The following is a 14443-nucleotide window of genomic DNA, read 5'->3' on the forward strand; positions in this document are numbered from 1 at the left end:
TGAAGGGCTTCATCTACATTGCAAGGTCAAGCCTTCAGGGCGGATCCAAGCTGGTCCTCACCTCAGTTAGTAGTAGCTAACCACTAACTCGAACAAGATACAAGGGCGGATAAGCGCGACGCGCGCATCCGCCGAGTTGCATCAGTTACCCGTTTCCTGCTCAATCCACCGCTGCACCTTCGCCTCCAGCAGCGACAACGGCACTGTCCCATCTTCCAGCACGATCTCATGGAACTTCGGCAGGCTGAACTTCGGCCCTAGGGCCGCAGTCGCCTTCTGCCGCAGCTCCGAGATCTTCAGCGAGCCAATCTTGTAGCCCAGCGCCTGCCCTGGCCACACCATATACCGCTCGGTCTCGCTACGCGCCACTGCCTCTGTGTACCCCAGCGTATCGCGCATGTACTGGATCGACTGCTCGCGCGTCCATCCCTTTGAGTGCATGCCCGTGTCGACTACCAGCCGCACGGCGCGCAGCATCTCGTCGTTCAGGTGGCCGAAGTAATCCTCCGGCTTCTCAAACAAGCCCATCTCCTTGCCGAGCGTCTCCGCATACAGCGCCCAGCCTTCGGTGAACGCGTTATTCCCGCCAAACTTGCGGAACTTCGGCAGGTCCATCTCCTGCAGCAGGGCGATGTGGAAGTGGTGCCCCGGCTGCCCCTCATGCAGGAACAGCGTCACCATGCCAGTGCTGCCGTAGTCCTTCGGATCATTCACCACCGACCAGAACACGCCAGGACGCGAGCCGTCAGCCGCAGGCGCCGTGTAATGGTCTGAGGCCGTCGCGCGGCTCAGTTCAGGCTCAAGGCGCAGGTCAAGCGGCGCCTTCGGCATCAGGGTAAACAGCGCCGGCAGCTTCTCGCGCAGCACGCCATCGAGCTTGCGGTACACGTCGATGACTTCCTGCTCGGTCTTGAACGGACGGTACTTCTCCTGCGCCGCTACCCAGGTCGGCAGGCCGGAGGCCGGACCCGTGTAACCCATCTTCGGCCCGACAATGCCGTACTCCTGCTGGATGCGCGCCACTTCCTTCAGGCCGGTCGCGTGGATCTGCTCCGGCGTCAGCGAGGTGGTGGTCTGCGCGGCGACGTTCGCCTGGTACCACTCCTTCCCGTTCGGAAGGCCATCGATGCCGGTGCTGGTGCGGGTCGCGGGCAGGTACTCTTTTTCGAGGAAGGTGGTCAGCTTTGCCAGCGAAGGCATCAGCTTCTTCGAGATCGTTGCGCGGTAGGCCGCCGTCAGCTCCTGCTTGTCCTTCGCGCTGAAGGTCGCGGGCATATTCTTTACCGGGGTGTAGAAGATGTTCGATTCAGGCGTCTTGCCGGCCAGCTTCTGGAACTGCGGCAGCGCCGACGTCATCGCCGCGCGCTGCAGCACAACGCCCGTGCGCATCCCTTCGCGCATGTTGGCGATGGCCTGGTCGATCCATGCCGGCAGCTGGTTAAGGCGGCTCAGGTAGGCGCGGTACTGCTTCGGCGTCGTCAGCGCTTGTGGGCCTTCGCCACCGGCGAAGTTAGCCAGGGTGACCGGCATGCTGCCCATCTGGTCGATCGGCAGCAGGTGCTCCGGGAAGCGCTTGAAGGTCAGCAGCGTCTTCAGCTCGTATTCGAGGATGTCGTAATTGATTTGCGCGCCGCGGTCGAGGTTGTCGCGCTTGATCGCATGCAGGCGCTTGAGGAAACCCTCGTAGCGCGCAAACTGCTGCGCGCGCAGTTTCGGCGAAATGGTAATGCCAAGCTTGTCGTCAAAACGGTTGTCACCGTTCTGGGTCGCGCCAACCGGGTCGTGGCGCGCTTGCGCTTCGTAGTAGTCGTCGGCCAGTTTGTCGAGCTGCTTCTCGGCCTGGTCGGCCACAACGCCGGCGACTTTGCCAGCCGGCGCTTGCGCGGCCGCGGTAGCTGGCGCGAACGCCAGGGCAAGGGCCGCGCTGAGCGCGCAGAGGGTGAGGGTTCTTTTCATATTCGTGTTCGCTTATTCAGTTATAAAAGCGCCAGGTCGGCCGGAAATCGCGCGGGATCTTTTCGCCCTTCAGCCGCGCGCGTACCAGTTCGGCCGGCAGCATGCCGCCTTCGAGGATGCGGTCGTGGAAGTGCTTGAGGCTCATCGCGCCGCTGCCGACCAGCTCCTTGTTCAACGCGCGCAGCTGCAGTGCGCCGATCATGTAGCCGGCCTGGTACAGCGGCGAGTAGTCGCCGTTGAACGAACGGCGCACCTCGGCGCGCGCATTGTCAGGCTCGTGGCCGACGCGCGTTATCAGCATGTCGACCGCCTGTTCCGGCGTGATCTTCCCGAGATGGAAACCGAGCGAGAACAGGATGCGCGCCGCACGGTGGTTCCGCCAGAACATCATGCCGATGCGGTCTTCCGGCGTCACCGCGAACTTGCGGTCATACAGCAGCATCTCCCAGTACACCGGCCAGCCTTCGATGAAGAACGGCGTGTCGAACAGTTTGCGCTGCGGCTGGTAGCGGTCGGCCATGAACAGCTGCAGGTGATGGCCAGGTATCAGTTCATGGTGCACCACCGCGCGCGAGAAATGCGGATTATTGCCGCGCATGGTCATCACCTTCTGCTCATGCGTCATCTCGTCGGTCGGATAGGAGACCTGGATGGTGTCGCCGCCCAGGAAGAATGGGCTGATCATCTGGCTCTCGGCCGACAGCATGTCCATTCGCCAGCTGCGCAGCGCCACTTCCGGCACCGTGACCATGTCGTTCCTGGTCACATAATCGATCGCCTCTTGTGCCAGCGCGCGTACCATCGCGGGCTGTTCTCCCGGCGCGACGTACTTGTCCTTGACCTTCTCCATGGCCGCGCGCCAGTTGTCGCCGAAGCCCATCTCGTTAGAGGCGCGGCGCAGTTCCGCTTCGCCCCACGCCAGCTCCTTTTCGGCCAGCGCCATCAATTCTTCCGGCGTGTAAGGAAGCATCTCGCGCTTGAACGCACTGACCAGGCCATCACGGCCGATCGGGTCGCCCGTCACGTTCAGCAGTTTCGGGGACGCCTTGCCAACCAGGCGCTCGTCCAGCAGGGCCGAGTAGTCGGCGATGGCCTTGTCAAGCGCAAGGTAAGGCTGCTTGACCCACCACGTCAGCTGTGGATCGTAGCCGTCGTAGTAGCCAAACCATTCCTTCAGGTCCGCGCTCAGTTCTCCCAGCACCTTTACAGCGCGATTGGCGGTGCTGCGCGACGCCATCGGCCTGGCGGACGACACGTCGCCGCCAGCCCTCAGGCGTTCGCTGGCTTGCTGGACGGCGGCGAGCGAGTTTTGCAGCAGCGCTGCGGTAGCGCGGCCATCCTGGACCTTCATCAACCGGCGCGCCTCCGCCAAGTCGATCAGCGGCCGCGCAAACGGCACCAACGGCTCCGCTTTGCGGAAGCGGGCCGCCACGTCGGCCTGTTCGCGCAGTTCGAACTCGATCTGGTTGCGCAGCATGACCCAGTCGATGCGGTCTTCCACGCCCAGCGTATCGAACGGCAGCGCCTCTAGCGCTGCCAGCCACTGCCTGTAGAAGCGGCCAAACTCCGCGTCGCGCGCAACGCCGTTACGGACGGTGTAAAGGTGGGCGAGGCTGGCGTGATCGAGCTGGTAACGCTGGATCAGCGCCGGCATCGCCTGCTGCGACGGGCCGAATGACGCCATCGGAGGCGTCAGCAATGCTGGCGCCGCAGGCGGCTCGGCGTACGCAGCGCTGCAGGCCAGCGCCGCTGTGAGCAAAAAACGGCGGCGCATCAGTAGCTTGCCAGCGGCGCCAGCGCTCCGTTGCGGAAGGTATAAATGGTGACGCTCGACTTCTTCATGTTGCCCGCAGTGTCGTACGCGTAGGTGCCTACCACGCCTTTGTGGCTGGTCGAATGCAGCGCGGTGCCGACAACCGTCGGATCGGTCGAATTGGTGGCCTGGATCGCCTGCGCGATGAACATCATCTGGTCGTAGAACGACGGAGCGTAGACGTCCGGCTCCTGCTTGAAACGCTTCTTGTAGTTGGCCTTGAAAGCAGGACCGGCAGGCTGCTTCTCAAGGATCGCTCCACCCTGCGCGCACAGCACGTTCTCGCCGACGGCGTCGCCGCCCAGCTTGGCCATTTCGGGGCTGCACAGGGTGTCGCCGCCCAGCAGCTTGGCGTTCAGGCCCAGCTGGCGCATCTGGCGCACCATCGGAGCGCCTTGTGGCGCATAGCCGCCGAAGAAGATCGCATCGACCTTCTTGGCCTTGAGCGAGGTCAGGATCGCGGCGAAGTCGGTCGACTTGTCGGTCGTGAACTCATGCCCCGCCACCTTGACGCCGGAGCGTTTGGCCTGCTTGATGAATTCCATCGCGATGCCCTGGCCAAAGGCGGTGCGGTCGTCGATGACGCCAACCGTCTTTACCTTCAGCTGTTTGGCCGCGTAGTCCGCCACCGACGAACCAACCTGGGTATCGCTGGCGACAATGCGGAACACGGTTTTGTAGCCCGACTGCGTCACCTTCGGATTGGTGCCGACGGTGGACATCAGGATGCCTGCTTCGTTGTAGACCCGCGAGGCGGGAATCGCCACGCCGGAGTTGTACGGGCCGAGGACGAACTTGACGCCGTTGTCGACGAACTTCTGCGCCACCGCGACGCCCGATTTCGGATCGCCCTGGTCGTCCTCGGAACTGAGCACGAAGGTGACCACCTTGCCGCCTGCTTTGATCTTTTTTGCGTTGAGTTCTTCAATGGCGAGGCGCACGCCGTTTTCATTGTCCTTGCCCGCAAATGCGTTGGCGCCGGACAGCGGACCGCTCACGCCGATCTTGACGACTTCTTGTGCGTTCGCGGCGTGGGCTGCGAACAGCAGGACGGCGCCAGCGACCGGCAGTGTGTATGTACGTGACGGCATGGTATGTATGTCTCCTTCAATTTCTCAGAGCGGCAATGATCGCACGATTCAGGCGCTAAATGTATAGGTCAAATAGCTACGTGGAGAGTCCGTGCGAGACCAGTTCGAGCGGCAGGGCGGTGCTGTATTTGATCTGCTCCATCGAGAACGCCGACGACACGCCCGATAGCCGCGCGGCCTTGATCAGTTTTTTGTAGAAGCGGTCGTAGCCGTCGATATCGGTGGTGACGACCTTGAGCAGGTAATCGACGTCGCCGCTCATGCGGTGGAACTCCAGCACTTCGGGCAGGCTGATGACGGCGGCAGCGAAGTTCTTCAACCATTTTTCATCATGGTCGCCCGTCCGCACGCTGACGAACACCGTAACCGGCAAGCCGACCTTGCGCCGGTTGACGAGCGTGACGCGGCTCTCGATGTGGCCTTCCTCCTCCAGCCGCTTGACCCGCTTCCAGCAGGGGGTGCTGGACAGCCCGATCTTCTCGGCCAGCTGCGCGATCGACAGGGTGGCGTCGCCCTGTAGCGCAGAGAGTATCGCGTAATCGTACTTATCTAGATCGTTCATATCAAAATGGCCGTGTTATTAGAATGAATGTTCTTTATTCTAGTTAGAAACAGCACATTTTGGAATGCCTTCACTCGATCCTCTGGCTAATATAGGTGCCAGATGAATTAACACGCACCACTGCCATGACCTACGATATCTACCTCGACGCCAACGCCACCTCGCCCGTACTGCCTGCCGCAATCGCCGCGGCTGCGGACGCCATGGACGGCTGCTACGGCAATCCAAGCAGCGGCCATGCCACGGGACTGCGCGCGAAGGTGCTGCTTGATGGCGCGCGTGAGCGCGCGCGCCGGATGATTGGCGCGGGGACCGGGCGTGTGATCTTCAACAGCGGGGCCACCGAAGGCATCCAGACGGCGGTGCTGTCCGCCCTGTGCGCGGTGCGCGAGCGCCAGGCCGCCGGCGAGACGGTGGGCGACCTGCTGCTGTACGGTGCGACGGAACACAAAGCCGTGCCGGAAGCGCTGGCGCACTGGAACCGCCTGCTCGGCACCGGCCTGACTTTGCGCGTATTGCCGGTCGACGGTGAAGGGCGCCACCGGCTCGACGTGCTGCGCCAGTTGGCGCCGCGCGCCGCGATGGTGTGCACCATGGCCGCGAATAACGAAACAGGCACGATCTCGGACCTCGCGGCGATCGAAAAAGCGCTGCTGGTCGGTGCCAGCAAAGCTTACTGGATGGTCGACAGCGTACAGGCGCTGGGCAAGCTGCCGCTGGCGCTGGACGCCACGCGCATCGACTACGCCCCGTTCTCCGGCCACAAGCTGTATGCCCCCAAAGGCATCGGCATGCTATATGTGCGCGATGGCGCACCCTACACCGCGCTGATGGCCGGCGGCGGGCAGGAAGGCGGACAGCGCGCCGGCACCGAAAACATGGCCGGCATTGCCGCGCTGGGCGCCGTGCTGGCAGCGCTGGAAGCCGGCGACACCTTCCGCACGCTCGCGCAGCTGCACGCCTATCGCGATCGCCTGGTCGCCAGCCTGCGCGAAGCGCTGCCGGGCATTGTATTGAACACGCCGCTTCAAGCATCGCTTCCAACGACCATCAACTTTTCCGTCGAAGGACTGTCGGGCCGCGACCTGCTCGACGTGTTCGATGCAGCCGGCCTGCGCGTCAGCGCGGGCTCGGCGTGTTCCGCAGCCAAGGCCGCGCCAAGCTATGTGCTCGAAGCGATGGGGCTGGCCGACTGGCGCTGCGCCTCCGCCGTGCGGTTGTCGTTCGGGCCTGCGGCCGACGACGCCTTCATCGACGCCGCGTGCGAACGCATCGCGCACTGTGGCCGGGCGATGTTCACTGGCGGCCTGGTTCCGCCGGCGCTGCGCCACGAAGGGCAAGAGGACGTTGTCCGCCTCGGCCATGAAGGCGCTAGCACCTGGCTGGCGCTGGACGAAGCAAGCCGCAGCTGCGTGGTGATCGACCCCGTCGCAGCGCTGGGCGAACGCATCGCCTCGATGGTCCGGTCGCGCGACTACCGGGTGCGTGGCATCATCGGCACAAGCAGTGGCAGCGACCAGCTCTCGGTCCGCGCCGCCCTTGCTGCGCTGCTGGGCGAACAGGTCGACTTTACCGGCACCGGCGATCCTTTCGGCTGGCCTGCCGGCAGCGGCAGCGTCAGGCTGGGCGATGAAACCCAGACCGATGGCATTGCCCTCGGCGGCCAGGTGCTCGCGCGTGTTTCGCACGACGGCGACGCGACGCGAAGCTACCTGATGGGCGCCAGCACGGGCGGCGCCTTGCAGGCAGGGGACGTGCGTTTTGCGTTCACCAGCGCTGCGAGTGGCGCGCAGCAGATGACGGCGCTGCTCAATGGAGACACCATCGTCTGTCCATCGCACGACAGCGCGAACCTGATTTGCACGACACCGACGGCCGCAACACGCCTGGCGCCATCGCTCGATGCGATGGAGCTGCGGCCCGCGGACCTCGACCGGTTCCTGCGCGAGCGTCCGGACGCTATCCTGGTCGACGTGCGCGACCCGTGGGAGCACGAAGCCGGCCGTCCCGTGATTCACGGCCGAACCGCCTCCAACGTACCGCTCTCGCGCCTGCCATCGCAGCTCGCACAATGGCTGGGCGTGGAATCGCGTCCCCTCGTTTTCATCTGCCGCCTCGGCACACGCAGCCAGCGCGCCGCGCAGTGCCTGCACCGCGCCGGATACGCCCAGGCGTGGCACCTCGGCGGAGGGCTGGCACTGCATTTTTCCGACCGGAAAACCGACCTTTCCCGTCCTTAACTTTTGTCAATCAGACATTAATTAATTGACACTATTCAATTGTCGAGGTCATGTCCCCCAGCTGTGGAGTTGCGAAGATGTTAATAACGCAACCGGCTCGCGGGGAACGCCATGCAATCAAGTCTCATCCGCAACTTCCTATGGACCATGGCGGCACTGTCCGCCGCAGTGCCTGCTATGGCATCGGTCGCCGACCACCGCGAGTTGGACGCCACGCTGCACGCGCCCTACCTTGGCGACAAGGCGGGAAGTGGCGCGCGCACCTTCACACTCACGTTCGACTATCCGTTCTCGCGGTCCGCGCTGCCGGTCAAGTGGCGGGTGGAGGTGCTGGCGCCATCGGGTAAGCCGGTCCAGCGCTGGCGCGGCGCGCTCACGCTCAAGGGGAGGCCAGCCATCGTCAACCTGAAGTGGGGCGCGGGGGCGCTGCGCGACGGCTTGTACCGCGTCCGCATGCACGCAAGCGCGCATGGCGACGCGATCGAGCAAAGCTGGGACATCGCCGTCGGCAAGCCTCCTGCTGCCGCGATGCCGCCGTTTGCGGCGATGGCAACCGGCCCTGCATCCAGCGCCGCGCGTGGCCCGCTGCCCCCGTCTGCTGCGCCGGCGCCGGCATCGCTGCCGTTCACCGTCTACCTCGCCAACCTGCACAGCCAGACCAATCACAGCGACGGTGGCGGCGACCTCGATAACTGCAAGGGCGCGCAGTCACCGCAGGGAGGTGCGCAAGGCCCGCTTGAAGCCTACGGCTACGCGCGGGCGCGCGGGCTCGATGTGCTGATGGCGTCCGAGCATAACCACATGTACGACGGCTCGGACGGATCGAACCCTGACGCCAGCGCGGACGCGGCCAAAGCCCTCTACCAGCGCGGGCTGAGCGACGCCGCCAGCTTCAGCGAAGCCAACCCGGGCTTCCTTGCATTGTATGGAATGGAATGGGGCGTCATCAACAACGGCGGCCACCTCAACATCTTCAATGCGCCCGAACTGCTGGCGTGGGAGCGCGATGCGAACGGCCAGCTGATTGGCGACACGCTGACGGCGAAGGGCGACTACGGCGCGCTATATAGCCTGATGCGCCAGCGCGGCTGGATCGGCCAGTTCAACCACCCGTCGGTGAACGGGCAGTTCATCGTCAACGGCGCCGCGCTTGGCTACACCAGGGACGGCGACGAAGCGATGGTGCTGTGCGAAGTGCTCAACACATCCGCGTTCTCCACCAAAACCGCTGAAGACGAAACGCGCCGCAGCAATTACGAGATGGCCTGCAACAAGGCGCTGGAAGCGGGCTACCACATTGCGTTCAGCAGCAACCAGGACAACCACTGCGCCAACTGGGGCGCCTCGTACAGCAACCGCACCGGCGTCCTGATCCCTGCCGGCACAGCGCTCACGCAGGCGAGCTTCATCGAAGCGCTCAAGGCGCGGCGGGTATTTGCGACGATGGACAAGAACTCGCAGCTGGTCCTGACGGCGAACGGGCAGCCGATGGGATCGCGCATCAAAAACAGCGGCCCGCTGCGATTGACCGCCAACTACGCCAATACCGAAGGACGCACGGTAGCCAGTGTCTCGATCATCGAAGGCGTCCCTGGCCGCAACGGCACTGTGAGCGAAGCCGCGGCGACGGCGGACGTCACGCTCACTCCCGCGCCCGGAGAACACTTCTACTACGCGCGCATCACCCAGGACGACGGCAAGATCTTGTGGTCCGCCCCGGTCTGGGTAAGCCAGCAAGCGGACTGAGCAACCAATTAGTTGCCAAAATCGGGGTCAGACCACAGGTGTTTTGGAATATTCCAAAACACCTGTGGTCTGACCCCATTTTGGCAATTTCCTGTGGTCTGACCCCGATTTTGGCAATTTCTTGCTCAGATACCGAAAGTTTTGCCGGCGCCGAGGAGGGTGGCGATGCCGAGGGCGAGGAACAGGGCGGCGGCGATGCCGTGCACCAGCTTGAGCGAGATTTTGTTGGCGATCCGCTCGCCAAAATACACCGCAGGGACGTTCGCGATCATCATGCCGACCGTCGTCCCGGCCACCACCGCGATCACCGCTTCGTAGCGCGCCGCCAGTGCCACCGTGGCGATCTGCGTCTTGTCGCCCATCTCGGCGAGGAAGAACGCGATCAGCGTGGTGGCAAACACGCTGTACCTGCCAAGGCTGCTTTCTTCTTCGTCAAGCTTGTCGGGAATGAGCGTCCATCCGGCCATCGCGATGAACGATATGCCAAGCACCCAGCGCATCACGTCCGGCCCGATCAGGGCATTGATCCAGGCGCCCAGCGCGGCGGCGAAGGCGTGGTTGGCGAGCGTCGCCACCAGGATGCCCAGCACGATCGGAACCGGTTTGCGGAATTTTGCGGCCAGCAGGAAGGCCAGCAGCTGGGTCTTGTCGCCAATTTCAGCTAGGGCGACGATACCGGTGGAGATGAGGAAGGCTTCCATTGTCCTGGCGTTGGGCAAAGGACGGATCATAGCAGGACGCCCGGTAAATACGGGCCGGGCGGTCAGCCGGGATGCTTTCGCCGCGCTGGCGGAAGTGATATTCTGCACCCCGCCCGGGGGCCTGCCGCTCCCGCATATAACTGAGACGCCCATGACCAAGATGACCTTCCTGCGGGTGGCGGCTGCCGCCTTCCTCGCCCAGTGCAGCGCGCTCGCGCTGGCCCTCGATCCGCTTAGCTATGCGCGCTACGACCAGGTGAAAACCAGCGCGCTGCACATGGACCTGAAGGCGGACTTCGCCAAGAAGACGCTGTCCGGCTTCGCCGAGCTGTCGCTGGACTGGCTCGACAAGTCGGCGCGCACCCTCGACCTGGATACCCGCGACCTGTCGATCTCGAAGGTCGAGGCGCAGGATGCCAAAGGCGCATGGAAGACCGTTCCCTACACGCTCGGCAAGCGCGATGCCGAAAAAGGCCAGGCGATGCATGTGAAGCTGCCAGGCCAGCCGCAGAAGGTGCGCATCCACTACCGCACCGCGCCGACCGCGACCGCGCTCCAGTGGCTGTCGCCGGTGCAGACGATGTCCGGCAAGCGCCCGTACATGTTCAGCCAGTCGCAGAACATCGAGGCGCGTTCGTGGGTGCCGCTGCAGGATACGCCGGCCGTGCGCTTTACCTACACCGCGCGCATCGAGGCGCCGGACGACCTGCGCGTGGTCATGAGCGCCGATAACGATCCGAAGGCCACCGGCAAAGGCGGCTGGCGCTTCACGATGCCGCAGCCGATTCCGTCCTACCTGCTGGCGATCGCCATCGGCGAGATCGATGCGCGCACCCTCGGCCCGCGCACCGGCGTCTACGCCGAGCCGAAACGCATTGAGGCCGCCGCATACGAGCTGGCCGATACCGAGAAGACGTTGGCCGCCGCCGAGTCGCTGTACGGCCCGTATCGCTGGGGGCGTTATGACATGCTGGTGCTGCCGCCGTCCTTCCCGATCGGCGGCATGGAAAACCCCCGCCTGACCTTCCTGACCCCGACCATGATCGCGGGCGACCGCAGCCTGGTCGACCTGATCGCGCATGAACTGGCGCACAGCTGGTCGGGCAACCTGGTGACCAACGCATCGTGGAAGCACTGGTGGCTTAACGAAGGCTTCACCACCTATGTCACCACCCGCATCCTCGAAAAGATCTACGGCGAAGAAGTCGCGACCATGAACCTGCAGCTGGAGCAGGAGGAGGCGCTGACATCGCTGGCCGAGATCGCGCCAGCGAAGCAGGCCTTGATTACCAAGCACCCTGACAGCTCGTCGCAGCACTACACCGATGACGCGCTGGCCTACCCGAAGGGCGCGTGGTTCCTGCGCACGCTCGAGCAGCGCGCCGGCCGCGAGGTGTTCGATCCCTTCCTGCGCGGCTGGTTCGACCAGCACGCCTTCCAGAGCGTGACCACCGAGCAGTTCGTGAGCTACCTGCGCAAGAACCTGCTGGAGAAGCATCCGAAGGTCCTGAGCGAAGCGGAGCTTGAAGAATGGCTGTACGGCCCCGGCATCCCGGCCAGCGCCACGCGCGCGATGTCGCAGCGCCTGGCCGCGCTGAACGCCACCCGTGACGCCTGGCTGAAAGGCCAGGTAAAAACCGCGCAGCTCGATACCAAAAACTGGAACGCCACCGAATGGATGAAGTTCCTGAACGATATCGACGAGAAGGCGAACGCCGCCCAGCTCAAGGAACTGGACCAGGCCTTCAAGCTGTCCACCACCGGCAATAACGAAGTGGCGTTCCGCTTCTACCGCGCCTCCGTCAATGCGGGCTACCGCGATATCCGCCCGGCGCTTGAATCTTTCCTCATGAGCGTAGGCCGCCAGAAGTTCGTTGTACCGCTGTACACCGCGCTGCGCAAGAACCCGCAGGACAATGCGTGGGCCGAAAGCGTGTATAAAAAAGCGCGTGAACGCTACCACCCGGCGACGCAAAAGAGCGTCGACAAGCAGATGGCCAGCAAAAGCAAATCATAAGGGACAGACCAAGTGCACACCATGAACAAACTCGCGGCAGCAGTTCTCTTCGCATTCAGCGCCGCTGGCGCCTTCGCCCAGGCCCCGGCCGCGCCGGTTGCGGCTCCGGCCGCGCAAGCGCCGGCATTCGACCTGGCTGCGGACGTCAAGCGCACCATGGCCACGTTCGACGTGCCGGGCATCGCGATCGCCATTGTCAAGGACGGCAAGGTCGTCGCGGCCCAGGGCTTCGGCGTACGCAAGCTGGGCGAGCCGGCGCCGGTAGACGGCAAGACGATTTTCGAAATCGCGTCGAACTCGAAGGCATTCACCGCGGCGGCCCTGGCCATGCTGGTCGACGAGGGCAAGCTGGCATGGGACGACCCGGTGACCAGGCACCTGCCCGACTTCCGCATGTACGACGCCTACGTGACGCAGGAGATGACCGTGCGCGACCTGCTGGTACACCGCAGCGGCCTTGGCCTTGGCGCCGGCGACCTGCTGTGGTGGCCGACCACGCAGTTCACGACCGATGAGATTATCGACCGCCTTAAGTTCATCCGTCCCGCGACCAGCTTCCGCAACAGCTACGCGTACGACAACCTGCTCTACATCGTCGCCGGTAAAATCATCGCGCAAAAGGCGGGCAAGCCCTGGGGCGACGCGGTCCGCGAGCGCATCCTCAAGCCGGTCGGCATGAACACGACCACCACCAGCCTGCTCGAAAACGCGGGCAACCCCAATGTGTCGAACGCGCACAGCAAAATCAACGGCAAGGCTGCGCCGGTGAAGGCGATGCCGGTTCCGAACGCGGTCGGCGCGGTTGGCATCAACACCAACGCCGAAGACATCGCGCGCTGGATGAACGTGCTGCTCGACCAGGGCAGGATCGGCAAGGACGCCAATGGCAAGGACGTGCGCCTGTTCAGCGAGAAGCAGAGCCGCGAGATGTGGACCGCGCAGACGCCGATGAAGATCTCGGAGCCGAAGCCTGCGCTGGCGGCCACCCGGCCTAATTTCTACGCCTATGGCCTCGGTTTCCAGCTGCGCGACTACAAAGGCCGCAAGATCGCCATGCATGGCGGCGCGCTGCAGGGCTTCTATTCGCGCGTGCTGCTGGTACCTGAAGAAAAGCTCGGGATCGCCATCCTGACCAATGCCGAAAGCGGCGGCTCGCTGAGCGCGCTGCAGTACCGCCTGCTGGACCAGTACATGGGAGTGAGCCCGACCGACTGGATCAAGATCATCGGCGATATGGAGAAGGAAGCATACGAGAAGGACCTGGCCGCGCAGAAGAAGGCCAGCGCCACCCGCGCCGGCAAGTCGCAGCCTTCGCTGCCGCTCACGGCCTACGATGACGAGTACCAGGATGCGTGGTATGGCCTGGTGACGATCCGCCCTGAGGGCAAGAAGCGCGTAATGAGCTTCTCGAAAACGCCTGACCTGACCGGCGAACTCGAACACTTCCAGCACGATACCTTCATCGTGCGCTGGAAGGAGCGTAACTTCAACGCGGACGCGTATGTGACTTTCTCGCTGAACCCTGACGGCAGCATCGAGCGCATGAAGATGGCGCCGGTATCGTCGCAGACCGACTTCAGCTACGACTTCGCCGACCTGTCGTTCACGCCAGTGAAGAAGAAGGAAAAGGCGGAGTAATCACGGCGGCGCCAGGCAGCAGCGGTCGGTCCGCAACGCCTGGTATGCCGCAGTCGTTCCGAAGTGCCGCACGTTCACCGTGACGTGCGGCGCCAGCTGGCCCAGCGCCCGCGATGAAGGCGCGATGGCGTCGTGGCCGCGGTGTTTGCGCGACGGGTAGATCATGCCGTGCACGCGCCCGTCGCGGCTTTCAATTACCTTGTCGACCATGCAGCCAAACCACTGGCACCATTCATGGTCGCAGTCCGATATCTCGTCAAAGATCCCCAGCTTGCTCGACGCCAGGCCGTTCAGGTCCACCAGCTGGATCGGTACGCACAGTGCGAGCGTCGCAATCAGCGCCGTGCGCGCGCCCCGTTCGATGTAAAAGGTGCCTGGCAGCTCGGCGTCGTTCAGGCACAGGCCCGCTTCCCACGCCGCCGTGTACACGTCGTCGGCTGCGTAAATCCAGTGGAAGGGGTAGCCGCCGTCGGCGCCGCGCAAAACGGCGGGCGGCCCAAAACGGTAGGTGCGGTCGACCCGCTGGGGCAGGATGGACGCGCTGTTCCATGCGGCCCGGATCAAAGGCGTGCGCGCGTCGATGGTCTTGACGTGGGCGAGCAGGGTGTCTTGCAGGAGGGCCAGCGGTGGCAGGCGCTTCGCGATGTGGTCCGGTGGAGTGGGCTGTCTGGGCATCCAC

Annotated in this window: 10 protein-coding genes; 4 read left to right on the top strand and 6 right to left on the bottom strand. The window is 64.0% G+C overall.

What is annotated here, in order from left to right:
• Positions 1 to 141: 141 nt before the first annotated feature.
• From LMJ30_RS21455 to LMJ30_RS21470, 4 genes are all read right to left on the bottom strand, one after another.
• Entirely contained in the window at positions 142 to 1956 is a 1815-nt protein-coding gene (locus tag LMJ30_RS21455; protein ID WP_229434623.1) for a DUF885 domain-containing protein, read from the bottom strand.
• Between the two features lie 16 nt (positions 1957 to 1972).
• Entirely contained in the window at positions 1973 to 3730 is a 1758-nt protein-coding gene (locus LMJ30_RS21460) for a DUF885 family protein (protein WP_229434624.1), read from the bottom strand.
• Positions 3730 to 4860 carry a branched-chain amino acid ABC transporter substrate-binding protein gene (locus tag LMJ30_RS21465; RefSeq protein WP_229434625.1) on the bottom strand — a complete coding sequence of 377 codons (1131 nt, stop codon included), beginning with the start codon at positions 4858 to 4860 and terminating at the stop codon, positions 3730 to 3732. The genes LMJ30_RS21460 and LMJ30_RS21465 overlap by 1 nt, the downstream gene beginning before the upstream one ends.
• Positions 4861 to 4936: 76 nt before the next feature.
• Positions 4937 to 5422 carry an Lrp/AsnC family transcriptional regulator gene (locus LMJ30_RS21470; RefSeq protein ID WP_229434626.1) on the bottom strand — a complete coding sequence of 162 codons (486 nt, stop codon included), beginning with the start codon at positions 5420 to 5422 and terminating at the stop codon, positions 4937 to 4939.
• 125 nt (positions 5423 to 5547) lie between these two features.
• Between LMJ30_RS21470 and LMJ30_RS21475 the strand changes: the two genes are divergently transcribed.
• Together LMJ30_RS21475 and LMJ30_RS21480 are read left to right on the top strand one after the other, a co-directional pair.
• Entirely contained in the window at positions 5548 to 7662 is a 2115-nt protein-coding gene (locus LMJ30_RS21475) for an aminotransferase class V-fold PLP-dependent enzyme (RefSeq protein WP_229434627.1), read from the top strand.
• Between the two features lie 111 nt (positions 7663 to 7773).
• Positions 7774 to 9408, top strand: coding sequence for a CehA/McbA family metallohydrolase (locus LMJ30_RS21480; RefSeq protein WP_229434628.1), 1635 nt, complete (start codon positions 7774 to 7776; stop codon positions 9406 to 9408).
• Between the two features lie 125 nt (positions 9409 to 9533).
• Here the strand turns inward: LMJ30_RS21480 and LMJ30_RS21485 are convergent, their stop codons facing one another.
• Complete coding sequence (locus LMJ30_RS21485; protein WP_229434656.1) at positions 9534 to 10109, bottom strand: TMEM165/GDT1 family protein; 576 nt, start codon at positions 10107 to 10109, stop codon at positions 9534 to 9536.
• A 151-nt stretch (positions 10110 to 10260) separates the two neighbouring features.
• Here LMJ30_RS21485 and LMJ30_RS21490 point away from each other — a divergent pair, with 151 nt between their 5' ends.
• Positions 10261 to 12126, top strand: coding sequence for a M1 family metallopeptidase (locus LMJ30_RS21490; protein ID WP_229434629.1), 1866 nt, complete (start codon positions 10261 to 10263; stop codon positions 12124 to 12126).
• A 21-nt stretch (positions 12127 to 12147) separates the two neighbouring features.
• The gene (locus tag LMJ30_RS21495; protein WP_229434630.1) at positions 12148 to 13764 is read left to right on the top strand and encodes a serine hydrolase; all 1617 of its coding nucleotides are present in this window, start codon (positions 12148 to 12150) and stop codon (positions 13762 to 13764) included.
• On the opposite strand, the gene LMJ30_RS21500 is transcribed toward LMJ30_RS21495, so the two are convergent.
• Positions 13765 to 14439 (bottom strand): RES family NAD+ phosphorylase, encoded by a 675-nt coding sequence (locus LMJ30_RS21500; RefSeq protein WP_229434631.1) that lies wholly within the window; start codon positions 14437 to 14439, stop codon positions 13765 to 13767. It lies immediately after the preceding gene.
• Positions 14440 to 14443: the final 4 nt, after the last annotated feature.

It is taken from the genome of Massilia agrisoli (genome assembly GCF_020831365.1).
Lineage (GTDB): Bacteria > Pseudomonadota > Gammaproteobacteria > Burkholderiales > Burkholderiaceae_D > Telluria_A > Telluria_A agrisoli.